This is a genomic window from Lentzea sp. NPDC092896 (assembly GCF_044754905.1).
In the GTDB taxonomy this organism is placed as follows: Bacteria; Actinomycetota; Actinomycetes; order Mycobacteriales; family Pseudonocardiaceae; genus Lentzea.
Genome location: NZ_JBIVPX010000003.1, coordinates 1 through 22,343, shown reverse-complemented (window position 1 = coordinate 22,343; position 22,343 = coordinate 1). Strand labels below are relative to the sequence as shown.

The following is a 22,343-nucleotide window of genomic DNA, read 5'->3' as shown; positions in this document are numbered from 1 at the left end:
TGACTCGGAACGTTGGCGAGGTGATCCACGCTCAGCGCGACACCACGATGCACCCGTCTGACCGCGAATTCCCCCGGCAGCGTGCCGAGCCACACCACAGGGAGAACGACCGAGCTGGAGTCGTGAGGTCGCGTTCGCGCCAGATCCCCATTGGCGCGAACGCGACCTGCAGGCCTAGGCGAGCGAGTCGCGCCAGGCCGTGTGCAGGGCCGCGAACCGGCCCCGCTCACCGATCAGCTCCGCGGGGGAGCCGTCTTCCACCACAATGCCACCATCCAGCACCAGAACGCGGTCCGCGATCAGGACCGTCGACAGGCGGTGGGCGATGATGAACGCGGTCCGGTCGGCCAGCACTGTCTCCAGCGCTGCCTGCACGGCGCGTTCGGTGGGTACGTCCAGGGATGATGTTGCCTCATCGAGGACCAGCACCGCCGGGTCGGCCAGGAAAGCACGCGCGAAAGCGACCATTTGGCGCTGTCCCGCGGACAACCGGCCGCCCCGTTTGCGGACGTCCGTGTCGTAGCCGTCCGGGAGAGCGGCGATGAACTCGTGCGCTCCCAGCTCGGCCGCGGCGGCCTCGATCTCCGCCCGCGACGCCGACGGACGGCCCAGCGCGATGTTGTCCGCGACCGAACCCGAGAACAGGAAGTTCTCCTGCGTCACCATCACCACGGCCTTGCGCAGGTCCGTGTCCGCGATCTCCCGCAGGTCGGTGCCGTCGAGCCGCACCGAGCCGGACGACGGGTCGTAGAAACGGCCCACGAGCTTCGCCACCGTGGTCTTGCCGGCGCCGGTCGCGCCCACCAGTGCCACGGTCTGCCCGGCCGGTACGTCCAGCGTGAAGCGCGGCAGCACCAGCCGGGACGTGCCGGGGTACTGGAACTCCACGTCGGCGAACCGGACGGCGCCCCGCGCGTGCGGGATGGCCACCGGTGACGACGGTTCCGGCACCGACGGCCGCTCCTCCAGGACGCCGGAGATCTTCTCCAGCGCGGCGGTGGCGGAGGAGTACGAGTTCGCGAACATCGCCAGCTCGTCGAACGGGTCGTAGAAGCGGCGCAGGTACAGCATGAACGCCGCCAGCACGCCCAGCTCGAGTGAGCCGCCCGCCACCCGGTAGGCACCCCAGGCGAGGACGAGCGCCAGCGACACGTTGCCGATGCCGCGGACCGTCGAGACGAACGTGGCCATCACGCCCAGCGCGTCGGTGTTCGCGTCGCGGAACTGGCCGTTGAAGCCCGTCATGATCTGCTCGTTGCGGGGCTGGCGGCGGAACGCCTGCACCGCGCGGATGCCGTTCATGGACTCCACGAACTGGACGATGATCTTGGCGATCGCGCCGCGCGTGCCCCGGTAGGCGTCCATCGAGCGGCGGCGGAACCAGCGCCAGATGAAGAAGATCGGCACGAAGCCCGCGATCACGACCAGGGCCAGCGGGGCGTCCAGGTAGAGCAGGATGACCGCGATGCCCGTCACCGACAGCGCGGCGTTGAACAGGCTGTCCAGGCCTTCTTCGAGGAGGTCCTGCAACGAGTCCACGTCGCTGGTCAGCCGGGAGATGACCTTGCCGGACGTGTAGGACTCGTGGAACCCGACCGACAGGCTCTGCGAATGCCGGAAGATCCGGCCGCGCAGGTCGAGCAGCACCTCCTGTCCCACGCGGCCGGAGAGCCGCAGGAACGCCCAGCGCAGGAACGTCATCAGCACGGCGGAGACCGTGTAGCCGGCGACGCACCACACCAGGATCGACGGACTGCCGCCCGTCGCGGCCGGGATGCCGCTGTCGATCGCGGCGGCGATCAGCAGCGGACCCGCGAGAGCCGCCAGGTTGCCGCCGACGACCGCGGCGATCGCCAGCGACGTGAGCCCGATGTGCGGGCGCAGCAACGATCCCAGCAGCCTGCGCGAGCGGGCCTGCAGACGCAGGCCCGTCGAGTGCGTGATCTCCTCGATCTCCTCGGCGGCGACGCCGCGCCATTCTTCTTCTTGTGTCACAGTCACTTCACTCACGACGCCACCTCCTCTTCGATCAGGTCTTCGTCCATTGAGGACAACAGACGCCGGTACTCGTCGTTGGTGTCCAGCAGTTCCCGGTGCGAACCGATCGCGGCGATCTTGCCGTCGACCAGCAACGCCACGCGGTCGGCGAGCTGCACGGTCGACGACCGGTGCGCCACGACCAGCGCCGTGGTGTCGCGCAACACCCTGCGCAGCGCGCCCTCCACCTCGGCCTCGGTGTGGACGTCCAACGCCGACAGCGGGTCGTCCAGCACCAGCACGGCCGGCTTGCCGACGACCGCGCGCGCCAGCGCCAGTCGTTGCCGCTGACCACCGGACAGGGACAGACCCTGCTCGCCGATCCGGGTCGCGAGACCCCACGGCAGCGCGTCCACGAACTCCTCCGCCTTGGCCACCCGCAACGCCTCGCGGACCTGGGCCTCGGTGACGTTCGGCAGGCCCAGCCCCACGTTCTCGGTGACCGACGCGGAGAACAGCACGGGCTCCTCGAACGCGGTGCCCACCACGGTCCTCAGGTCCTCCAGCGAGAGGTCCCGCACGTCGGCGCCGTCGATCGTGATCCGGCCACCGGTGACGTCCGCGAGCCGCGGCACCAGCGCGGTCAGCGTCGTCTTGCCCGACCCCGTCGCGCCGACCAGCGCCAGCGTCTCGCCTGGACGCAGGTCGAGATCGATGCCCGACAGCACCTCGCGGCCGTCCTCGAACGCGAACCGCACGCCCTCGAAACGAACGTGCCCGCGCAGCGGCGTGGGCAGCGGCGCGGGCGAGGCGGGGCTGGTGATCGTGACGGGGGAGTCGATGACCTCCCAGTAGCGTTCCAGCGCCGAGGCGGCCTGGTTCGTCTCCGCCAGCAGCCAGCCGATGGAGTCCATGGGCCAGCGCAGGTAAGCGCTCACCGCGACCGCCGCGACCAGCGTGCCGACCGTCATCCAGCCGTTCACGATGCCGATCGCGCCGACGCCGAGCATGCCCGCGATCGACAGCTCCGGCAGCACGATCAGGACCGACCACAGCGAGGCCAGGATCGAGATCTTGTTCAGTTCGGTCGTCCGCAGTTCCCGCGCCTGCGCCAGGAACCGCTTCGAGAGCTCAGGCCCGCGCCCGAACGCCTTGAGCACCCGGATGCCGAGCACCGACTCCTCGACCGTCGTGGTCAGGTCGCCCGCCTGGTCCTGCGCCCGCCGCGCGACGACCTTGAACTTCGACTCGAAGAAGTACGAGATGATGATCAACGGCAGCGAGCCGCACAGCGACACGACCAGCAGCCACGGCGAGAGCGCCGCGATGATGCCCAGCCCGATCAGCACGACCAGGGTGTTGACGATCAGGAACACGACCGCGAACGCGACGAACCGCCGCACGGTCGTGAGGTCGTTCGTCGCGCGCGACAGCAGCTGACCGGACTGCCACCGGTCGTGGAACGCCACCGGCAACCGCTGAAGGTGCTTGTACAGGTCGAACCGCATGCGCGCCTCGACCTCGGCCGCCGGCCGGGCGACGATCTTGCGCCGGATGTAGAACAGCGCCGCCTCGCCGAGCCCGAGCACCAGCACGCCCAGGATCAGCCACGGCAGCGGACCGGTCTGCTTGTTCTGAATCGGGCCGTCGACGATGCGCTGCGTCAGCAGCGGGATGCCAAGACCACACAGCATCGCGAGCATCGTCGCCGACAGCACGACAGTCATCCGTGCGCGGTGCGGCCGCACGTACGGCCACAACCTCCGCAAGGTCCTGATTGTCGAGTTTCGTTGATCGCTCACGCGATGAGCCCCCTCCAGGTCATCTCCAAAGTACGAAGTCGGACCCGTCTTCAGCATCCGGTTTTTCTCCCCACCGGAGGGTGCAGGCTCGACTTAGGTCGAGGTCAAGGGCACGATGACCACCATGACGCGGTTTCTGCGAACCGAGCAGACGATGGCGTTTCCACACGGACGGCTCATCGCCTCACGCGACGGATCGAACTACGTCCTGGCCCCGGACGGCTGGGACCACCTGGCCGGCCCACGCCCCAGACACGCGATGCTCGTCTCCCGAGAGGACGCCGAGGACTGGTGCGAACGCGAGGGCTGGGACCTGAACCTGCTGGACCAGGTACCGGTCACTTCCTGAAGGTGAACAGGCCGACCAGCCCGTAGGCGACGGCAGCCAGCAACGCCTCGGCGTGGTGCCGGTTGGCGAACCACCCGATGACGGGTTCGTGCACCTTGAAGTAGAGCCCGATGCCCAGCACGATCGGCCCGAGCAGGATGATCGGCCACACCGGCCGCACCCCGAAGACCCACAGGATCGGCCCGGCCAGCACCAGCGACGACACGAGCGCGAGCGGCAACCCGATCAGCACGAGCAGCAGGAACGCCGACATCGACGTGCTGTCGAGCCACGACTTGAGGAAGCCCGACTCGTACGCCCACGTCCACCCGAGCACCAGCCCGGCACCGACGGCCATCGACAGCACGACCCGGAACAACAGCCGGCGTCCCGTCCTGCCCGTCTTGCCCGCGGTGCTCTGCTCCGTCACGCCACCCACCGTAACCAGCGTCACCACGCGAGCCAAGGCATCGCGGGCACCTCCTGCCACCGCGAACATCACGTTTGCGCGCGCCGGCCGGTCGCCGCGCCCGCCACGGCGAAGGCCACCACCGGCACGAAGATCATCGAGAACTCGTCGCGCGTCCACCCCACATACAGACCCACGATCCAGACGACCGGCCAGAACATGCACCCGAGCCAGGTCGCCCGCCAGGCCCGCGGCAGGCGCAACAGGGTGAGCGTCCAGTAGTGGGCCGGGCTCGCCACAGCGGCCCAGCAGACGGGCAGGACCAACAGCCCCGAGAGCGACCACCTGTCACAGGTCCGGCCGACGGCGTCCACGCACTGATGCGGCAGCACCCACCACCAGCTCAGGTACCCCGCGATCCCGGCGACGGCTCCCACAAAGGCCCCGAGCAGCGTCCGCCTCAGCACTACCGCGCCCGACCCGCGCACAACGCGGCGACGCCGTAAGCAACGCAAGGAACGACCACGTACATCGTCGCCATGAACCGGTGCACGTCTTCCTGGTACATGTCCACCTGGAAGGTCCGGAAGAAGACGACCCCCACGAACAACAGGAGCCACAACGCGCTCCCGGTCCCCGCAACCCACCAACCGCGTTCCGTCCGCACCACCCGGAACCCCAGGTGGATCAGCACCCCGGCCACCACCATCCAGAACGCGAAGACGGGCCCGACGGTCAGCGGGAAACCGGAACCACAGCCGGCACGCCCGGGCCCGCCGTTGCAGTACCTCGTGAGCGTTTCCAGGGTCAGCAGAAATCCGGCGCCGACGACCGTTCCGACAACGGCCCCCAGAGCCGTGCGCGACAACATGCGCCCAGAACTACCTGATCAAGGCCCGCAAGAGCCGGGCCTTCACGAACCCTCCACAGCACCTTCACCGCGCGGAGGGTTGGTGAGCACGGCGATCAACGCGTACAGCGCGGCGAACACCGCGAAGGCCAGGAAGGTCATCCCCAGCAGCAGGATCATCGCGACCACCGCCATGAGGGTCGCGGGCACGGCCACCAGCCATGCCCGCGACACGCTCAACGAACGCAGTGCGATCCCACCCACGACCGCCCCGGCCACCGCGAACACCGGAGTGGCGATCACGAAGGCGCCGAGACAGCCCCAGTCGTCCTTCGAGCAGACCGCGCCCGAAGCGAGGAGCTCGAACATTCCCCACCAGGCCAGCCCGAGGAGTGCACCCACTCCGGCAGCCAGCGCGACACGACGTCCCACGGTGTCAGCGTCTCACTCAGCGGTTCGACCGCACGCCCAGTAAAACGTCTTCCCACGAAGGAACGATGGGGTGGTTCTTCTTCCCCCGCTTCGGAGGAGGGTCCTTGCGCACCGGCTTCTCCGCCGCGGGCTCCTGCTCCGTCTTCACCGGTGGCGGAGGCGGGGCAGGCGCGGGCTCCGGCTCAGGCAGCTTCTCCTGAGCCGGCTTCTCGGCCACGACAGGTGCCGCCACTGGGGCGGGCGCCTGCGCGGGAACCGGCACGGGTGCCGGCTCCTCGGCAACGGGCGCGGGGGCCGCGGGGAGGACCGGGGTCGTCTCCAGGGCCTGCCGTGCCAGCTGCGTCACCGGACGCACCGTGCGCAGCGTGCGGTTCGGGTTCGGGTCCATCAGGTCGACGGCGGCGTCGTCCAGTGCCGTCACCGTGCCGCCCTGCGCACCTGGGTGGAACGCCCAGTGCGCGCGGTTCTCCGAGCGACCGGTCTTCCAGTGCAGCTGCACGACCCAGCGGTTGTCGTCGCCGCGCCACGCGTCCCACTTGGTGTCGGACAGGTCGTGGCCGCGCAGGCCGAACGAGTGCGCGACGACCTCACCGAGCGTCTGCACGTCCGGGCCGTCCTCACGGACCGGGTGCGCGCGCTGGGCCAGGTCGGCCGTGCGCGAACGCTCCAGCAGAACGGGGTAGGCGAAGCGCTCGATGCGGTGCGTCGGCATGCCCGCGGCAGCGGCGACCTGCTCGATCGACTCGCCGGCGCGGATGCGGGCCTGGATCTCACGAGGCCGCATGAGGGCCTCGCCCGATTCGATCTGCATCTGGCCGAGGCGCGCGAGATCACCGCGCAGGGCAGCCCGAAGGCGCTCGTCTGCGGGGAGCGTGAAGCGCTCGCCGCGGTTTTCGGGGTCCTCGAGGATGACGGACTTGCCGTCCTCGTCGAGCCCGATGACTCGCAGCGCTCGCATCGTGGCCTCCCTGAATTCGCACCTCGCCAGCAGACAACGTTAGGACAACGAGCCGTCCTTGCGTGGGAGACTCGCCGATATCTCTACGTGATCTTGCCAGTTCACGAGGCCTGTCGCACGCCCGTTTCCGGAAGGTTCACCTGGACCACCAGTCCGCCTCCCCCGTTCGGGCGAGCCTTCGCCGAACCCTGATGAGCCTTCGCGACGGACTGCACGATCGACAGGCCGAGGCCGGATCCGGCGGTCCCGGTGCGGTCGCGCAGCCGCCGAAAGGGCTCGAACAATCCGGGTACTGCCTGGGCAGGCACGGTGGGGCCGGTGTTGGTGACGATCAGTTCTTGATCAAGCCGCACGGACACGGAGCCGCCCGGCTTGTTGTAGAGGACGCCGTTGCGCAACAGGTTGCCGACGAGCTGGGCAAGTAGGACCGGATCGCCGTCCACCAGATACCTGCGAGTCTGCACGGCAAACGTGACCTTTTTCTCCGAAGCCAATGCCGCGCACGACTCGATTTCGTCGTCGATCACCTCGTCCAGCCACACCAGCTCACGCGTGGCGAGCCCGCGATCACTGCGAGCGAGCAACAGCAGCCCGTCGATGAGCTTCTCGCTGCGCTCGTTGGTGTCGAGCAGGTGCGCGCCGAGCCTGCGGGTCTCGTCGGAGACGTCCGGGTCGGCCATCGCGACCTCGATCAGCGTCCGTTGCACGGCCAGCGGCGTGCGCAGCTCGTGCGAGGCGTTCGCGACGAACCGCTTCTGGCTGTCGAACGACGACGCGAGCCGGTCGAGCATCCCGTCGAACGTGTCCGCGAGCTCCTTCAGTTCGTCCGGCGGTCCGTCCAGCTCGATGCGCTGGTCCAGCCGCTCGGCCTCCAGCCGGTGCGCGGTCGTGGTGATCGAGTGCAACGGCGCCAGCACCCGTCCGGCCACCACCCAGCCGAGCCAGACGGCGATCACGGCCGCGACCAGCAGCGCGATGATCGACTGCCACAGGACCGTGTCCATCGTGTTCGCTTTGATCTGCTCGCCGGTGAACACCGCGGTGTCGGTCGGAAGCTCTCCCGCCACGGCCGTCGTGTACCCGGAGTACGGGTCGATCAGCTCCGCCGGCACCGTCCTCGCCATCGCCACGCCGTCGCCCGGCATCCACTCGGCGAGCAGCCAGTAGTTGAGCGCGATCAGCGCGATGCCCGCGATCAGGAACACCCCGGCGTACCAGGCCGTCAGCCTGGTCCGCAGCGTCACGAGCCGAACCGGTAGCCGGCGCCGGGCACGGTCTGGATGACCTGCGGCGCGCCCAGCTTGCGGCGCAGCGTCATCACCGCCACCCGCACGGCGTTCGTGAACGGGTCCGCGTGCTCGTCCCAGGCCTTCTCCAGCAGCTCTTCCGGACTCACCACGTTGCCCTCCGCCCGCATCAGCACTTCCAGCACCGCGAACTCCTTGGGAGACAAAGGCAGGAACGTCCCGTCACGGGACGCCTGGTGCCGCGGCAGGTCCAGCGTGACCCCTGCCCGTTCGAGCACCGGCGGCAAGGCAGGACGAGCCCGTCGGCCCAGCGCCTGCACACGGGCCACGAGCTCGGCGAACGCGAACGGCTTGGTCAGGTAGTCGTCGGCACCGAGCCCGAGCCCGGCCACCCGATCGTCCACTTCGGCCGCCGCCGTCAGCATCAGCACCCTTGCCTCGCCGCCGGTCGCGTGCACCGCCTTGCACACGTCGTCACCGTGCACGAGGGGCAGATCGCGGTCGAGCACCACGACGTCGTACGCGTGCACCCCTACCCGCTCCAACGCCGCTTCGCCGTCGTAACAGACGTCGACCGCCATCGAGAACCTGCGCAACCCCTCGGCGATCGTGTCCGCGAGCAGCTGTTCGTCCTCGACCACCAGCACACGCATGACACCTATTTTCCGCGCAACGGGCATAAGCGCCGGATAAGGCCTTTCGCTTAACGCCGCCGAATGGCCGCCTCCGTAGACCTGTCCCCATGAAATCCACCATCGCAGTGTTGCTGGGCCTGCTCCTGGCGCTCACGGCCTGCGGCTCGAAAGAGCAGCCTGCCGCGCAGAAGGACGAGAAGGGCGACATGGTCAAGTTCGCCCAGTGCATGCGGGAGAACGGCGTGAACATGCCGGATCCCAAGGACGACGGCAGTGGCGGCGTGATGATCGAGGCCATGCCCGCCGACGGCGGAGGCGAGGGCGGCGCTCCGGACATGGAGAAGATGAACGCCGCCAACGAGGCCTGCAAGAAGCACCTCCCCAACGGCGGCGAGTTCAAGCCGCCGTCGCCTGAGCAGCAGGACAAGATGCGCAAGGACGCGAAGTGCATGCGGGACAAGGGTTACGACTGGCCCGACCCGAACTTCGACGGTGGAGGCACCGCCGAGGTGCAGGAACTGCCCGACATGTCCGACGACAAGGTCAAGCAGGACATGAAGGACTGCGGCATGGGTGAAGGCATGGTCTCCGTGAGGCCCGTCGGATGAAACGCGGTGTGAACAGGAAGGTCGTCGTCTCCGCACTCGTCGTGGCGGTGGTGCTCGGCACCGGCGGGGTCGTGGTGCTCACCAGGATCGCGTCCAACCAGGCCAACGCCGCGCCGTTGCAGAACGACCCGTCGAAGACCGCGCAGGTCAAGAAGACGAACCTGGCGGACCAGCAGTCGGTGACCGGCCAGCTCGGCTACGGCGCGGAACGAGCTCTGGCCAGCCGGAAAAGTGGCACCGTCACCGGGCTGCCGAAGCAGGGCGATGTCATCGAACAGGGCAAACCCGTGTTCCACTCGGACGCCAAACCGGTGCCGCTGTTCTACAGCTCGATGCCGCTCTACCGCGACCTCGAGTCGGGCATGTCGAACGGACCCGACGTCAAGGTGGTGGAGGAGAATCTCGCCGCGCTGGGATTCAAGGACTTCGGCGCCCCCGACGAGAAGTTCACGTACTACACGGCCACCGCGCTGAAGAAGTGGCAGAAGGCCAACGGTCTGGAGCAGACCGGAAAGCTCGGCGCCGGTGACGTGATCGTCCAGCCGGGAGCGATCCGCGTCTCCTCGTTGAACGCCCAGCTCGGCGCACCCGCCGGCGGCGACCTGATGAAGGTCACCGGCACCGAACGCGCGGTGACCGTCGAACTGGAGCAGTCCAAGCAGCGCCTCGCCAAGCAGGGCGAGAAGGTCGAGCTGTCGATCACCGGCGGCAAGCCCACCACGGGCACGATCACCGGCGTCAGCCGCACCACGGGCGACCCGAACCAGGGCTCCAAGCCCAAGATCGTGCTCACGATCTCCGTCGACGACCCCAAGGCCGCGGAAGGCATCGACACCGGCAGCGTCACCGCGCTGTTCACCGTGACGAAGAAGCAGAACGTGCTCGCGGTCCCGATCGGCGCGCTGCTCGCGTTGAACGAGGGCGGCTACGGCGTGGTCACCGACGACGGCAAGACCATCCCGGTCACCGTCGGCATCTTCGCCAAGGGCCAGGTCGAGGTGCAGGGCGAGGGCCTGCGCGAGGGCATGAAGGTGGTGACCACCGAGTGATCACCGTCGACCACGCGAGCCGGACGTATCCCGGTGGTGTGCAGGCGTTGCGCGACGTCTCCCTGACCGTAGGAGGCGGCGAGATGCTCGCGATCGTGGGACCGTCCGGCTCGGGCAAGTCGACGCTGCTGCACCTGATGGGCACGCTCGACAAGCCCACGACGGGCACGGTCGAGATCGACGGCAACGACATCTCCACCTTGTCCGACAACGCTTTGTCGGCGCTGCGGGCCCGCACGATCGGGTTCGTGTTCCAGCAGTTCTTCCTCACCGACGGACTGTCCGCGATCGAGAACGTGGCCTCCGGGCTCGTCTACGCCGGCGTGCCGCGTTCGAAGAGACGCTCCATGGCGATGTCCGCTTTGGACAGAGTGGGGCTGATCCACCGCGCGCTGCACAAGCCGCACGAGCTGTCCGGTGGTGAACGCCAGCGGGTCGCGATCGCGCGGGCCGTGGTGAACACGCCGGGAATCCTGCTGGCCGACGAGCCGACCGGAAACCTGGACACGAAGAACGGCGCGGGTGTGCTGGAGCTGCTGGAGAGTCTCAACTCCGACGGCACGACGATCGTGATGATCACGCACGACCGGGACATCGCGGCGTGGGCTCCGCGCAGGGTCGAGGTCCGCGACGGGGTGATCATGTGATCGACCTCCTCCGCCTCGGGTTCTTCGGCATGCGGACCCGCCCGATCCGCGCGGTGCTCTCCGCGCTGGGCATCGCGATCGGTATCGCCGCGGTGGTCGCGGTCGTCGGCATCCCGGCCTCCAGCGCGGCGGCGTTGAAGGAGAAGATGTCCAAGCTGGGCACCAACCTCCTGACCGCGGCACCCGGCCAGGACTACTTCGGCCAGGACGCGAAGCTGCCGGAGACCGCGGTGCCGATGGCCAAGCGGATCGGCGCGGTGTCGGCCGCCAGCGCCACCGGCAAGATCTCCGCGAGCGTCCGCAAGAACGACCTCGTGCCGACGAGCGACACGCTCGGGTTGCAGGTGCAGGCGGCGGAGAAGGACCTGCTGAAGGTGCTGGGTGCCGAGGTCCGCGAGGGCCGGTGGCTGTTGCCGGGCGAGAAGTCGGTGGTGCTCGGGGGCACCGCGGCCTCGCGCCTGGGCATCGACAAGCCCGGTGTGCAGCTGTGGATCGACGGGCAGTGGTTCACCGTGGTCGGCATCCTCGGGCCGCTGCCGCTCGCGCCGGAGATCGACAGGTCCGCGCTGGTCGGCTGGGACGCGGCCAAGGAGGCGTTCGGCTTCGAGGGCAACGCGAACACGGTCTACGTGCGCACGTCCCCGGACCAGGTCGACAACGTCCGCAACCTGCTCGGTCCGACGCTGAACCCGCAGAAGTCCAACGAGGTCAAGGTTTCCCGGCCGTCCGAGGCGCTCGAAGCGCAGCAGCTGGCCGAGAGTTCCTACAACGCGCTGTTCCTGGGCTTGGGCGGAGTCGCGTTGTTGGTGGGTGGCGTCGGCGTGGCGAACACGATGGTGATCTCGGTGCTGGAACGCCGCAGGGAGATCGGTCTGCGGCGGGCGCTCGGGGCGACCCGGCGGCAGATCAGGTGGCAGTTCCTCACCGAGTCGGTGTTGCTGTCCGGCCTGGGCGGACTGGTCGGCGTGATCGTGGGAATCGCGGTCACGGCCGGATATTCGATCAGTCAGCAATGGCCGGCGGCACTGCCGTGGCCGGCCCTGCTCGGGGGAGTGGGCTCGGCGATCCTCATCGGCGCCATCGCCGGCGTCTATCCCGCGGTGCGGGCGGCACGTCAGTCACCCACGGAAGCACTTGCCTGAAAAGCCCTGGGGTGCACCGAGAACTCATCGGTGCACCCCAGGCCGCTGCTTCAAGAACGTCAGATCTGGCCGACGACCCAGTCGATCGCCTGCGTCAGGATCGTGACGTCGTCCGGCTCGATGGCCGGGAACATCGCGACGCGCAGCTGGTTCTTGCCGAGCTTGCGGTACGGCTCGACGTCCACGATGCCGTTGGCGCGCAACACCTTCGCGACCACGGCCGCGTCCACGTCGTCGGTGAAGTTGATCGTGCCGACGACCTGCGAGCGGTCAGCGGCCTTCTCCACGTACGGCGTGGTGTAGGCGGTCTTCTCGGCCCAGGTGTACAGGCGGTCCGAGGAGTCCTTGGTGCGCGCGACGGACCAGTCGAGGCCGCCGTTGCCGTTGATCCAGTCGATCTGGTGCGCCAGCAGGAAGAGCGTGGCGACCGACGGCGTGTTGTACGTCTGGTCCTTGGTGGAGTTGTCGAGCGCGGTCGGCAGCGACAGGAACTCGGGAACCCAGCGGTCCTTGAGCTCGTCGACGCGGGCGAGCGCGGCCGGCGACATCAGCGCGAGCCACAGGCCGCCGTCCGAGGCGAACGACTTCTGCGGCGCGAAGTAGTAGACGTCGAAGTCCTCGGCCTTGACCGGCAGGCCACCGGCGGCGGACGTCGCGTCGATCGCGATCAGCGCGTCGCCGGAACCCTCGATGCGGGTGACGGGCATCGCGACACCGGTCGAGGTCTCGTTCTGCGCCCAGCCGACCAGGTCGGCGCCCTCGGCGTAGAAGAGCTCGGGCGTGGTGCCCGGCTCGGCCTTGGTGACCAGGGAGTCCTTCAGGAACGGCGCGGTCTGCGTGACCTTCGCGAACTTGGAGGAGAACTCACCGTTGGTGAAGTGCTGCGCGGTCTCGCGGACCAGGCCGAACGACGCCGCGTCCCAGAACGCGGTGGTGCCACCGTTGCCGAGCACGACCTCGTAGCCGTCCGGCAGCTGGAACAGGTCGCGCAGTCCGGAGCGGACGCGGCCGACGAGGTTCTTGACGGGCTTCTGCCGATGGGACGTGCCGAGCAGTGCCGCACCCTCGGACGCGAGCGCCGCGACGGCCTCGGGACGCACCTTGGACGGTCCACAGCCGAAGCGGCCGTCAGACGGCTTGAGCTCGGCGGGAAGCACCAACGAGGTCGGATCGGCGGTCTGGGTCATGTGGTCACGCCTCCGGGGCGATTGACGAGCTTCAGGGACCTGACCGGCGCCGTTGCCGGAGTTCACAGTGTTGCAGGCCGGTGGCCGGGAGGTGACAGCCGGGTGTCCTGGGTCACTTCACCACGGCCCGGCCGCGGCTCACTGCAGCATGCCTCGATCCATCGCCGTCGTCACCGCGGCGGTGCGGTCCGAGACGCCCAGTTTGTTGAACACCCGCAGGAGATGAGTCTTCACAGTCGCCTCGGAGATGAACAGAGTCCTGCCGATCTCGACGTTCGACATGCCCTTCGCGACCAGCTTCAACACCTCGGCCTCGCGTGCCGACAGAGGCGGCGTGCGCACCTGCCCGACCACCTTCGCGACCATCGACGGCGCCAGCACGGTCTCGCCGCGCGAGGCCGCCCGGATCGCCGCGATGAGGTCCTCGGTCGTCGAGTCCTTGAGCAGGTACCCCGACGCACCGGCCTCGACCGCGCGCAGAATGTCCGAATCCGTCTCGTACGTGGTGAGGACCAGAACGCGCGGCCCGGTTCCGACGATCTTCGCGGTCGCGGCCACACCGTCCATTTCGGGCATTCGCAGGTCCATCAGCACGACGTCCGGCTTCAGCAGGGCGGCCTTCTCGATGCCCTCCTGGCCCGAACCCGCGTCGCCGACGACCTCCAGATCGTCCGCGACGAGCATGCCCTTCAAGCCCTGACGCACCACCGGGTGGTCGTCCACCAGCAGAATCCTGATCACAGCGGTACCTCCACCAGCACGGACGCCCCCTCGTCGGAGAACAGGGAAAGCGTTCCACCCACCTGTTCCAGCCTCGCACGCATGCCCCGCAGGCCGAAGCCCTCCGGCGCGTCCCCGAACCCGCGGCCGTCGTCGCGCACCTCCAGCGACACGCTGTCCTCGTCGAACCTCATCACCACGTCGACCCGCGACGCCCCGGAGTGCCTCGCCACGTTGGTCAGCGCCTCCTGAACAGTCCGCAGCAGCACCACCTCGGCCGAGGTCTGCAGCCCCACCGGATCGCCGATGACCCGGAAGGAGGACTCCAGCTCCACGCCGTTCACCAACCGCCGCAACGCGTCCTCCAGCGAGGAACCGTCCAAAGGCGACGGTGAGTTGGAGGCGACCAGGGCCCGTGCCTCACGAAGGTTCTCCCGCGCGGTCTGCAGTGCCAGTTCGACGTTCGGCCGGGCGCCCTGCAGCAGCGTGATGATCGAGGTGAAGCCCTGCGCCAGCGTGTCGTGGATCTCGCCGGCCCAGCGGGCCCGCTCGGCCTCGATGGTCAGCGCCTCGATGCGTTGCAGCAGCTCACCGCGCTGCTGGTTCTGCTGCGCGATCCGGCTGATCGCCCACCCGAACGCCTGGGAGAAGCCGATGATCAGCAGCGCGGCCGGCCACGGCAACGCCGGTACGGCCCCCGCGACCCAGGTGAGGATCTGCGGTGTCATCACGAACAACACCATCGGGACGAACGCCTGCGCGATCGGCAGCACCATGTAGATCTGCGGGACCAGGCCGAACAGGGCGAAGGTCGCGCTGCCGCTGAACCAGACCGCCGGGGCGAAGGTGGCGAGCGAACCCGCCGCGTAGACGAACCCGTGCCAGTCGTCCTCCCCGCGGACGACCAGCCTCCTGCCGTAGAGCAGGAACCACACCCCGTTCAAGCACAACAACCCCGCCGCCGTCAGGCGGTCGGCGAGGCTGTTGTTGTCGATCAGGACGAGCACCAGGGCCGTGACCTGGGTGATCGCGAAGAGCACGTACCAGGTGATCAGCTGGCGGTGTTGCTCCACTTGAAGGTCCTGCTCACGAGCACCAGTCCACCGATGGTCCACGCTCCCAGCACCAGCGCGATCTTCCCGAGCTCCCATGATCCCGCCGCCTCCATGACCGCGTAGCCGTCGTTCAGTGCGAACACCGAGCGGAAACCCTGGCACACCCACTTGAGCGGGAAGAGCGAACCCGTCACGCGCAGGGACTCCGGCAGCACCGCCTGGCTGATGAAAACACCGGAGAGGAACTGCAGCACGATGTAGGGCAGGTTCAGCACGCCCGCCGCGTTCCGGGTGGACTTGGCGATCGAGCTGAGCGCGACGCCGATCAACGAGCACGAGATGACGCCGAGCACGAACACCCAGCCGAACGTGAACCACTTCCCGGCGCTCGACGGCAGCTCGACGTCGAACCGCACCATGGCGACGATCATCAGCAGCACGGCCTCGAACAGGCTCGACACGAAGACCAGGACGATCTTGCCGATGAAGTAGGACGTGAACGGCATCGGCGTGCCGCGCAGGCGCTTGAGCGTGCCGTCCTCGCGGTCGGCCACGACGCTCATGCCGAGTCCGACGAACGACGTCGAGATGATGCCGGCGCCGATCATGCTGGCCGCGAACATCTGGCCCTGTGCGACCTCGTGCACGTAGACGGTGCCGAGCAGCAGCATCAGGATCGCGGGCAGCGACACCGTGAAGATGAGGTTTTCCTTCTGCCGGAAGAACTCCCGCAGCTCGGTCGCACCCCTCGAGAGACCGAGCGACAGGGTTCCGGGAAGCACAGCCGCTTTGGACGTGACGGCGGTGGTCATTTGATCAGCTCCAGGTAGACGTCTTCCAGCGACGGGCGGGTGACGGTGAGTTCGGCGAGCTCGCCGTTGCGGGACAGCTCGGCGATGGCCTTGGTGGGCTCGGAGGTCTTGATCTCCGTGTAGCCCCGGTCGGACAGCCAGCGCACGGTCGCGTCGGCGTGCGCACGGCCACCGAGCGTCTGCGGCGTGCCCTCGGCGACGATCTTCCCGCCGGCGAGCACCGCGACGCGGTCGGCGAGCGCCTCGGCCTCGTCCAGGTAGTGCGTGGTCAGCAGGATCGTGGTGCCCTCGGCGGCCAGCAGCTTGATCAGGCTCCAGAACTGGCGGCGCGCCTCGGGGTCGAAGCCGGTGGTCGGCTCGTCGAGGAACACCAGCTCGGGGCGGCCGATGATGCCGAGCGCGACGTCGAGCCGGCGCCGCTGGCCACCGGACAGCGTGCCGCCGCGGGACTTGGCCTTCTCGGTGAGCCCCACGAGGTCGATGACCTCGTCCGGGTCACGCGGGTCGCCGTAGTACCTGGCGTAGTGCTGCACGGCCTCGCGGACCGTCAAAGTCGCGGCGTCGGTCGCGCTCTGCAGGACGATGCCGAGCTTGGAGCGCCATTCCCTGGTGCCCTTGGCCGGGTCGACGCCCAGCACGCTGACCTCACCGGCGTCGCGGTCGCGGTGCCCCTCCAGGATCTCGACGCTGGTGGTCTTGCCGGCGCCGTTCGGGCCGAGGACCGCGAACACCTCGCCCCGTGCGACGTCGAGGTCCACCCCTGCCACCGCCTGGTGGCCCTTGTAGGCCTTCTCGAGGCCCCTCACTCGGATCGCGTTCATGGGGTAAATCCTGCGTTTTCGAGGGGTTCTCGCGGGACGACCGCACCGCTGACTCCGGCTGTCAACCGGTCGGTGGACACGCGGTCGTGTTTCGGCCGTGTTTCCACTCCGCGATAGCCCGCTTTCGCGTGTTAGAACAGCCGGGTGCATCTGACGCCGCATGAACGGGACAAGCTCCTCGTGCACGTCGCCGCCGACGTGGCGCGGAAGAGGCTCGAACGCGGGGTGCTGCTCAACTACCCCGAGGCCGTCGCGTTGATCACCGACCACGTGCTGGAAGGCGCGCGGGACGGCCGCACGGTCAGCGAGCTCATGGAGAGCGGGCGGACCGTGCTCGCGCCGGAGCAGGTCATGCGCGGTGTGCCGGAGATGATCGACTCGGTGCAGGCCGAGGCGACCTTCCCGGACGGCACCAAGCTCGTCACCGTCCACCACCCGATCGCGCCTTCGGCAGGTCCGGCACCGGGCGAGGTGATCGTCGGCTCCGAGCCCGTCGAGCTGAACCCGGGACGGCCGCGCGTGACGATGGTCGTCGTGAACGTCGCCGACCGGCCCGTCCAGGTCGGGTCGCACTTCCACTTCGCCTCGGTCAACACGGGGCTGTCGTTCGACCGCGAGGCCGCGTTCGGCTACCGGCTGGACATCCCGGCGGGCACGGCCGTGCGGTTCGAGCCCGGCGTCGAACGCGAGGTCACGCTGGTTCCGCTGGCAGGGTTGAGGATCGTCAGGGGGCTGCAGCGATGATCGACCGCGAGCGTTATGCCGAACTGCTCGGACCGACGGTCGGCGACCGGATCCGGCTCGCCGACACCGACCTGTTCATCGAGGTCACCGAGGACCGTTCGCGCGGCGCCGGTTCCGGCGACGAGGTGATCTTCGGCGGCGGCAAGGTGATCCGCGAGTCGATGGGGCAGGGCGTCGCGACCCGTGCCGAGGGTGCTCCCGACCTGGTCATCACGGGTGCGGTGATCCTCGACCACTGGGGTGTCGTCAAGGCGGACGTCGGCGTGCGGGACGGCCGGATCGTCGCGATCGGCAAGGCCGGCAACCCGGACACGATGGACGGCGTCCACCCGGCGCTGGTCATCGGTCCGTCGACGGAGATCCTGTCCGGCAACGGGAAGATCCTGACCGCGGGCGGCATCGACTGCCACGTCCACTTCATCTGCCCGCAGATCGTGGACGAGGCGCTGGCGTCCGGGCTGACGACGCTGATCGGCGGCGGCACCGGCCCGGCGGAGGGCACGAAGGCCACCACCGTCACGCCCGGCGCCTGGTACCTCGACCGGATGCTGACGTCGATGGACCACATGCCGATCAACGTCCTGTTGCTGGGCAAGGGGAACACGGTCTCGGTCGAGGGCCTGCGCGAACAGCTCGCCGGTGGGGCCGGCGGGTTCAAGCTGCACGAGGACTGGGGCACGACGCCCGCCGCGATCGACGCCTGCCTGCGGGTGGCGGACGAGTCCGGTGTGCAGGTGGCGATCCACACGGACACGTTGAACGAGGCAGGGTTCCTGGAGTCCACTGTGGACGCCATCGGGGGCCGGTCGATCAACGCCTACCACTCCGAGGGTGCCGGTGGCGGGCACGCGCCGGACATCATCCGCGTGGTGTCGTTGCCGAACGTGCTGCCGTCGTCCACCAACCCGACGCGCCCGCACACCGTCAACACGCTCGAAGAACACCTCGACATGCTGATGGTGTGCCACCACCTCAACCCGTCCGTGCCGGAGGACCTGGCGTTCGCGGAGTCGCGCATCAGGCCGACCACGATCGCGGCCGAGGACGTGCTGCACGACATGGGCGCGATCTCGATGATCTCGTCGGACTCGCAGGCGATGGGCCGCGTCGGCGAGGTGATCATCCGGACCTGGCAGACCGCGCACGTGATGTCGTCGCGTCGTTCGCTGGACGCCAACCTGAGGGCGCAGCGGTACGTCGCCAAGTACACGATCAACCCCGCGCTGGCGCACGGGATCGCGTCCGAGGTCGGGTCGGTCGAGATCGGCAAGCTCGCTGACCTGGTGCTGTGGGAGCCCAAGTTCTTCGGCGTTCGGCCGTCGGTGGTGGTGAAGGGCGGGTTCATCGCGTGGGGCGCGATGGGTGACGCGAACGCCTCGATCCCGACGCCGCAGCCGGTGTGGGCGCGGCCGATGTTCGGGGCGACGGCCGGGGCAGCGTCCTCGGTGTTCTTCGTCGCGCCCTCGGCGATCGAGGCCGGGATCGGGGAGCGGTATTCGCGGCGGGTGCTGCCGGTGGAGTCGACCCGGTCGGTGACCAAGGCCGACATGGTGCTGAACGACGCGATGCCGGACGTCCAGGTCGATCCGGACAGCTTCGCCGTGCACGTCGACGGCGAACTGGTCGAGCCCTCGCCGGTCGCGGAACTGCCGATGGCGCAACGGTACTTCCTGTTCTGATGCTGACCGCGCTGATCCTCGCCGACTCCCGGTTCCCCGGTGGCGGCCACGTGCACTCCGGCGGGCTGGAGGAGGCTGCCGCGCGCGGGCTGGTCGTCGACGAGCCTTCGCTGCGGTCGTTCCTGCACGGGCGGTTGCTCGGCGCTGGACTGCTGGCGGCCGGGTTCGCGGCTGCCGCGGCTCGTGGCGACGATCTGGCGATGCTGGACGCGGAGTTGGATGCCCGCACGCCTTCGCCTGCTCAGCGTGCTGCTTCGCGGGCGCAGGGACGGGGGATGCTCCGGGCGGCTCGGCGGGCCTGGCCCTCTGCCCGGCTGGAGTCGTTGCCGCGCGATCCGCACCAGCCGTTGGTGATCGGCGTGCTGGTCGCCGATCCTTATGAAGCCGCTCTGACCTGCGCCTATCTTGCTGTCAGCGGGCCGGCCTCCGCGGCTGTGCGGTTGCTGGGGCTGGATCCGTTCGGGGTCAACGCGATCGTGGCTTCGCTGGACGTGGAAGACGTTGCTTCGCGGGCGTGCAAGGAACTGCCCGCGCTGGGTTCGCCTGCCTTGGATCTTCTGGCCGAGGCACATGATCGACGTGAAGGGGTGCGTCTCTTTGGGAGCTAACCACGGGCCCGACCCGCATGATCACCACCACGGAGCCGCGCCGCGCATTGGTATCGGCGGGCCGGTCGGTAGCGGCAAGACCGCGCTGACCGCTGCTCTGTGTCGCGCTCTGGGTTCTCAGCTGGAGTTGGCGGTCGTCACCAACGACATCTACACGACTGAGGACGCGGACTTTCTGCGTCGCGCCGGGGTGTTGGATCCGTCGCGCATCGAGGCGGTGCAGACCGGGTGCTGTCCGCACACCGCGATTCGAGATGACATCACCGCGAACCTCGATGCGGTGGAGCGGCTGGAGCATCGGTACTCGTCGTTGGATCTCGTGATCATCGAGAGTGGTGGCGACAACCTGACCGCTGTGTTCTCGCGCGGGTTGGTCGACGCGCAGATCTTCGTCGTGGACGTGGCCGGCGGGGACAAGGTGCCGCGCAAGGGTGGGCCTGGGGTGACGACCGCTGATCTGCTGGTCATCAACAAGATCGACCTCGCGCCGTACGTGGGCGCGGACATGGACGTGATGATCTCCGACGCGCACCGGATGCGCGGGGAACTGCCGGTCATCGCCCAGTCGCTGGTCGAGACGCCCGATGCGCCCGAGGTCGCCAAGTGGGTGCTGGCCCAGCTGTGAAGGCGGTTCTGTGAAGGCGTCCGCTCGGCTGGTGGTCACCTTGGACTCGCACGGCAACAGCGTCGTGCGAGTCCTGCGGTCGATGACACCGTTGACATTGGTGCCGCACCGGCGGGTGGGACCCGTTGCCTTGGTGCACCTGGTTTCTTCGGTCACCGCGCCGTTGGGCGGCGATTCGTTGTCCCTGACCGTCGAAGTCGGTCCTGGAGCCTCGCTCGAGCTTCGAGGTGTTGCGGCGACTCTGTTGCTGCCCGGTTCGTCCGGTGCGGTTTCTTCGTCCGTCGTGCGTTTTTTGGTCGAGGGAACCGTGTCCTACCTGCCGGAACCGACCGTTGTGACGAGCCGTGCCCGCCACACCGCAGTGGTGGAGGCCGAATTGGACGGTCACGCACAGTTGCGAACCCGCGAGGTCCTGGTGCTCGGCCGGGCCGGCGAGAAGCCGGGCACGTTGTCCACGACGGTGCGCGCAACCCGTTGTGGCAAGCCGTTGTTGCACCAGCAACTGGTCGTGGGGGATCCGTTGGTCGACGCTTCCTCCGCCGGCTTGGCGGGCAAGCGGGTCGTCGGCACCGATCTGGTGCTGGATTCGGTGGAGCGTGCGAGCGACGGCGGGGAGTGGTGGAGCGTCGTTCCGTTGGCAGCAGGCGGAACCCTTGCCACCGCACTGGGTGATGACGTGGTCACCGTCACACGTGTGCTCGATGCCATCTGACTCGATCACGAGCTCGATCCAGAACTGTTCTTTGCACGGACAGTCACCGTTCAGGTGGTGGTCATCACCGCGCAGGCGGTTTCGGGATCCGTTCGCCGTGCGTATGGTCGCGGGTCCAGGGACCACGAGTTCTGCCCGCCGCTTGGAGGTTCGCCGATGACGGAGACCACGAACATCGCACTACCGGCGATGCGCGTGTCCTACGAGCAGGGCTCGCTCAGCGAGTCGGAGCTTGCCGCCACCTGGCACGAACAGCTCCAGCTGTGGCTGGACGACGCGACCAACGCCGGCCTCGCCGAGCCCAACGCGATGGTGCTCGCGACTACGGATGTGAAGGGCCGTCCTTCGTCGCGGACCGTGTTGGCCAAGGGGTTGGACGTACGTGGGTTGGTGTTCTTCACCAACTACACGTCCAACAAGTCTCACGATCTGATGGCTACTCGCTACGCGTCCGCCACCTTCCCGTGGTTTGCGATGCAGCGGCAGGCTCACGTACGTGGGGTTGTGGAGAAGGTCGGGCCCGTGGAGACCGCTGAGTACTGGAACTCGCGGCCTCGGGGGTCGCAGATCGGGGCGTGGGCTTCGCCGCAGTCCCGGGTGGTGACTGGGCGGTCCACTTTGGATTCCGCGTTGCACAAGATCGAGCGGCAGTTCGCCGACACCGAGAAGATTCCTGTGCCGCCGCATTGGGGTGGGTGGCGGATTCGGCCTGAGGAGGTCGAGTTCTGGCAGGGGCGGCGGGATCGGATGCATGATCGGTTGCGGTTCCGGGATGGTCGGGACGGGTGGTCGGTGGAGCGGGTTGCTCCGTAGGTCGCCGGTTGTTTGGGTGTAGAGCTTTTGCGGATGGGGTGTCTCCTGTGGGCGGGAGGCGCCCCTTTTGCTGTTCCTGGTCGGTGACCGGGTGGGTGGCTGGCTTTGCGGGTGGTCACCTTGGGGGTGGCGACCTTTGCGGGTGGTCACCTTGGGGGTGGCGACCTTTGCGGGTGGCGACCGGGCAGGTGGGTCACCTTGCGGGTGGCGACCTTGCGGGTGGGGGTGGCGACCTTGCGGGTGGGTCACCGTGCGGGCGGCCAGCTTGCGTTGGGTGCTTCCCCTGGGGGCTCTGCCCCCAGACCCCCGGCAATCTGATCGGGGGATAGCGCCACACGCGGGTAGATGGCACGCCTGTTGCTTTGGGCGGCCGCCGGTTGCGTAGTTGGGTTGCGTTGGCGGTGGGGTCCCGTCACGAGCCGCACCAAGAGCGGGCCACATGCAGGTAGGGGTGTCAAGCGGGCGAAAAGCGTGCCCGCTTGA

The 22,343-nt window shown here is 68.5% G+C and carries 25 protein-coding genes; 11 read left to right on the top strand and 14 right to left on the bottom strand.

The genetic code is table 11. The annotated features are described in order from the left end of the window. Nucleotides 1-174 precede the first annotated feature (174 nt). Nucleotides 175-2,010 carry an ABC transporter ATP-binding protein gene (locus ACIQF0_RS15755; RefSeq protein WP_401030049.1) on the bottom strand — a complete coding sequence of 612 codons (1,836 nt, stop codon included), beginning with the start codon at nucleotides 2,008-2,010 and terminating at the stop codon, nucleotides 175-177. Further along, nucleotides 2,007-3,746, bottom strand: a complete 1,740-nt coding sequence (locus ACIQF0_RS15750; RefSeq protein WP_401030047.1) for an ABC transporter ATP-binding protein — start codon at nucleotides 3,744-3,746, stop codon at nucleotides 2,007-2,009. The genes ACIQF0_RS15755 and ACIQF0_RS15750 overlap by 4 nt, the downstream gene beginning before the upstream one ends. Nucleotides 3,747-3,903: 157 nt before the next feature. Between ACIQF0_RS15750 and ACIQF0_RS15745 the strand changes: the two genes are divergently transcribed. Then, the gene (locus ACIQF0_RS15745) at nucleotides 3,904-4,128 is read left to right on the top strand and encodes a hypothetical protein (RefSeq protein ID WP_360046619.1); all 225 of its coding nucleotides are present in this window, start codon (nucleotides 3,904-3,906) and stop codon (nucleotides 4,126-4,128) included. On the opposite strand, the gene ACIQF0_RS15740 is transcribed toward ACIQF0_RS15745, so the two are convergent. The 7 genes from ACIQF0_RS15740 to ACIQF0_RS15710 all read right to left on the bottom strand — a co-directional run bounded on the left by ACIQF0_RS15740 (nucleotide 4,118) and on the right by ACIQF0_RS15710 (nucleotide 8,656). Further along, nucleotides 4,118-4,537, bottom strand: coding sequence for a hypothetical protein (locus ACIQF0_RS15740; RefSeq protein ID WP_360046621.1), 420 nt, complete (start codon nucleotides 4,535-4,537; stop codon nucleotides 4,118-4,120). The genes ACIQF0_RS15745 and ACIQF0_RS15740 overlap by 11 nt on opposite strands. A 68-nt stretch (nucleotides 4,538-4,605) precedes the next feature. Beyond that, nucleotides 4,606-4,953, bottom strand: coding sequence for a hypothetical protein (locus ACIQF0_RS15735; RefSeq protein WP_401030044.1), 348 nt, complete (start codon nucleotides 4,951-4,953; stop codon nucleotides 4,606-4,608). Between the two features lie 29 nt (nucleotides 4,954-4,982). Then, complete coding sequence (locus ACIQF0_RS15730; protein ID WP_401030042.1) at nucleotides 4,983-5,387, bottom strand: hypothetical protein; 405 nt, start codon at nucleotides 5,385-5,387, stop codon at nucleotides 4,983-4,985. Nucleotides 5,388-5,429: 42 nt separating this feature from the next. Further along, nucleotides 5,430-5,798, bottom strand: a complete 369-nt coding sequence (locus ACIQF0_RS15725) for a hypothetical protein (protein WP_360046627.1) — start codon at nucleotides 5,796-5,798, stop codon at nucleotides 5,430-5,432. A gap of 16 nt (nucleotides 5,799-5,814) precedes the next feature. Further along, nucleotides 5,815-6,756 carry a septation protein SepH gene (sepH, locus tag ACIQF0_RS15720; protein ID WP_401030039.1) on the bottom strand — a complete coding sequence of 314 codons (942 nt, stop codon included), beginning with the start codon at nucleotides 6,754-6,756 and terminating at the stop codon, nucleotides 5,815-5,817. Between the two features lie 101 nt (nucleotides 6,757-6,857). Next, a complete protein-coding gene (locus tag ACIQF0_RS15715; protein ID WP_401030037.1) occupies nucleotides 6,858-8,000 on the bottom strand; it encodes a sensor histidine kinase in 1,143 nt (380 codons plus the stop codon). Further along, nucleotides 7,997-8,656, bottom strand: coding sequence for a response regulator transcription factor (locus ACIQF0_RS15710; RefSeq protein WP_401030035.1), 660 nt, complete (start codon nucleotides 8,654-8,656; stop codon nucleotides 7,997-7,999). The genes ACIQF0_RS15715 and ACIQF0_RS15710 overlap by 4 nt, the downstream gene beginning before the upstream one ends. Nucleotides 8,657-8,745: 89 nt before the next feature. On the opposite strand from ACIQF0_RS15710, the gene ACIQF0_RS15705 reads away from it, so the two are divergent. Genes ACIQF0_RS15705 through ACIQF0_RS15690 form a run of 4 tightly spaced genes read left to right on the top strand, consistent with a single transcriptional unit; the run spans nucleotide 8,746 to nucleotide 12,084 of the window. Beyond that, nucleotides 8,746-9,246, top strand: coding sequence for a hypothetical protein (locus tag ACIQF0_RS15705; protein WP_401030033.1), 501 nt, complete (start codon nucleotides 8,746-8,748; stop codon nucleotides 9,244-9,246). Between the two features lie 8 nt (nucleotides 9,247-9,254). After that, nucleotides 9,255-10,295, top strand: coding sequence for a peptidoglycan-binding protein (locus ACIQF0_RS15700; RefSeq protein ID WP_401030031.1), 1,041 nt, complete (start codon nucleotides 9,255-9,257; stop codon nucleotides 10,293-10,295). Beyond that, the gene (locus ACIQF0_RS15695) at nucleotides 10,292-10,942 is read left to right on the top strand and encodes an ABC transporter ATP-binding protein (protein WP_401030029.1); all 651 of its coding nucleotides are present in this window, start codon (nucleotides 10,292-10,294) and stop codon (nucleotides 10,940-10,942) included. Before ACIQF0_RS15700 ends, ACIQF0_RS15695 begins: the two co-directional genes overlap by 4 nt. A 29-nt stretch (nucleotides 10,943-10,971) precedes the next feature. Continuing rightward, a complete protein-coding gene (locus ACIQF0_RS15690; protein ID WP_401031429.1) occupies nucleotides 10,972-12,084 on the top strand; it encodes an ABC transporter permease in 1,113 nt (370 codons plus the stop codon). 59 nt (nucleotides 12,085-12,143) lie between these two features. On the opposite strand, the gene serC is transcribed toward ACIQF0_RS15690, so the two are convergent. From serC to ACIQF0_RS15665, 5 genes are all read right to left on the bottom strand, one after another. Then, the gene (gene serC, locus ACIQF0_RS15685) at nucleotides 12,144-13,271 is read right to left on the bottom strand and encodes a phosphoserine transaminase (protein ID WP_401030027.1); all 1,128 of its coding nucleotides are present in this window, start codon (nucleotides 13,269-13,271) and stop codon (nucleotides 12,144-12,146) included. 138 nt (nucleotides 13,272-13,409) lie between these two features. Then, on the bottom strand, nucleotides 13,410-14,012 hold the full coding sequence (locus ACIQF0_RS15680) for a response regulator transcription factor (protein WP_360046638.1): 603 nt from the start codon (nucleotides 14,010-14,012) through the stop codon (nucleotides 13,410-13,412). Further along, nucleotides 14,009-15,064, bottom strand: coding sequence for a sensor histidine kinase (locus ACIQF0_RS15675; protein WP_401030024.1), 1,056 nt, complete (start codon nucleotides 15,062-15,064; stop codon nucleotides 14,009-14,011). Before ACIQF0_RS15675 ends, ACIQF0_RS15680 begins: the two co-directional genes overlap by 4 nt. After that, nucleotides 15,043-15,858 carry an ABC transporter permease gene (locus ACIQF0_RS15670; RefSeq protein WP_401030021.1) on the bottom strand — a complete coding sequence of 272 codons (816 nt, stop codon included), beginning with the start codon at nucleotides 15,856-15,858 and terminating at the stop codon, nucleotides 15,043-15,045. The genes ACIQF0_RS15675 and ACIQF0_RS15670 overlap by 22 nt, the downstream gene beginning before the upstream one ends. Beyond that, nucleotides 15,855-16,679 (bottom strand): ABC transporter ATP-binding protein, encoded by an 825-nt coding sequence (locus ACIQF0_RS15665; protein ID WP_401030018.1) that lies wholly within the window; start codon nucleotides 16,677-16,679, stop codon nucleotides 15,855-15,857. Before ACIQF0_RS15665 ends, ACIQF0_RS15670 begins: the two co-directional genes overlap by 4 nt. A 144-nt stretch (nucleotides 16,680-16,823) precedes the next feature. Between ACIQF0_RS15665 and ACIQF0_RS15660 the strand changes: the two genes are divergently transcribed. From ACIQF0_RS15660 to pdxH, 6 genes are all read left to right on the top strand, one after another. After that, a complete protein-coding gene (locus tag ACIQF0_RS15660; protein ID WP_360046642.1) occupies nucleotides 16,824-17,423 on the top strand; it encodes an urease subunit gamma in 600 nt (199 codons plus the stop codon). Beyond that, nucleotides 17,420-19,102 carry an urease subunit alpha gene (locus ACIQF0_RS15655; protein ID WP_401030014.1) on the top strand — a complete coding sequence of 561 codons (1,683 nt, stop codon included), beginning with the start codon at nucleotides 17,420-17,422 and terminating at the stop codon, nucleotides 19,100-19,102. Before ACIQF0_RS15660 ends, ACIQF0_RS15655 begins: the two co-directional genes overlap by 4 nt. Next, complete coding sequence (locus ACIQF0_RS15650) at nucleotides 19,099-19,710, top strand: urease accessory protein UreF (protein WP_401031427.1); 612 nt, start codon at nucleotides 19,099-19,101, stop codon at nucleotides 19,708-19,710. The genes ACIQF0_RS15655 and ACIQF0_RS15650 overlap by 4 nt, the downstream gene beginning before the upstream one ends. Continuing rightward, nucleotides 19,700-20,335: an urease accessory protein UreG gene (gene ureG / locus ACIQF0_RS15645; RefSeq protein ID WP_401030012.1), complete on the top strand. Its 636-nt coding sequence runs from the start codon at nucleotides 19,700-19,702 to the stop codon at nucleotides 20,333-20,335. Before ACIQF0_RS15650 ends, ureG begins: the two co-directional genes overlap by 11 nt. 10 nt (nucleotides 20,336-20,345) lie before the next feature. Continuing rightward, complete coding sequence (locus tag ACIQF0_RS15640; protein ID WP_401030009.1) at nucleotides 20,346-21,047, top strand: urease accessory protein UreD; 702 nt, start codon at nucleotides 20,346-20,348, stop codon at nucleotides 21,045-21,047. Nucleotides 21,048-21,203: 156 nt separating this feature from the next. After that, nucleotides 21,204-21,860, top strand: coding sequence for a pyridoxamine 5'-phosphate oxidase (gene pdxH, locus ACIQF0_RS15635; protein WP_401030006.1), 657 nt, complete (start codon nucleotides 21,204-21,206; stop codon nucleotides 21,858-21,860). Nucleotides 21,861-22,343 lie beyond the last annotated feature (483 nt).

Excerpts from the sequence above, each read along its gene's own strand:
- ACIQF0_RS15745 (WP_360046619.1), top strand. The coding sequence starts at position 3,904 with ATGACGCGGTTTCTGCGAACCGAGCAGACGATGGCGTTTCCACACGGA.
- pdxH (WP_401030006.1), top strand. The coding sequence starts at position 21,204 with ATGACGGAGACCACGAACATCGCACTACCGGCGATGCGCGTGTCCTAC.
- ACIQF0_RS15690 (WP_401031429.1), top strand. The coding sequence starts at position 10,972 with ATGCGGACCCGCCCGATCCGCGCGGTGCTCTCCGCGCTGGGCATCGCG.
- serC (WP_401030027.1), bottom strand. The coding sequence starts at position 13,271 with ATGACCCAGACCGCCGATCCGACCTCGTTGGTGCTTCCCGCCGAGCTC.
- ACIQF0_RS15665 (WP_401030018.1), bottom strand. The coding sequence starts at position 16,679 with ATGAACGCGATCCGAGTGAGGGGCCTCGAGAAGGCCTACAAGGGCCAC.
- ACIQF0_RS15730 (WP_401030042.1), bottom strand. The coding sequence starts at position 5,387 with ATGTTGTCGCGCACGGCTCTGGGGGCCGTTGTCGGAACGGTCGTCGGC.
- ACIQF0_RS15670 (WP_401030021.1), bottom strand. The coding sequence starts at position 15,858 with ATGACCACCGCCGTCACGTCCAAAGCGGCTGTGCTTCCCGGAACCCTG.
- sepH (WP_401030039.1), bottom strand. The coding sequence starts at position 6,756 with ATGCGAGCGCTGCGAGTCATCGGGCTCGACGAGGACGGCAAGTCCGTC.
- ACIQF0_RS15705 (WP_401030033.1), top strand. The coding sequence starts at position 8,746 with ATGAAATCCACCATCGCAGTGTTGCTGGGCCTGCTCCTGGCGCTCACG.
- ACIQF0_RS15655 (WP_401030014.1), top strand. The coding sequence starts at position 17,420 with ATGATCGACCGCGAGCGTTATGCCGAACTGCTCGGACCGACGGTCGGC.
- ACIQF0_RS15710 (WP_401030035.1), bottom strand. The coding sequence starts at position 8,656 with ATGCGTGTGCTGGTGGTCGAGGACGAACAGCTGCTCGCGGACACGATC.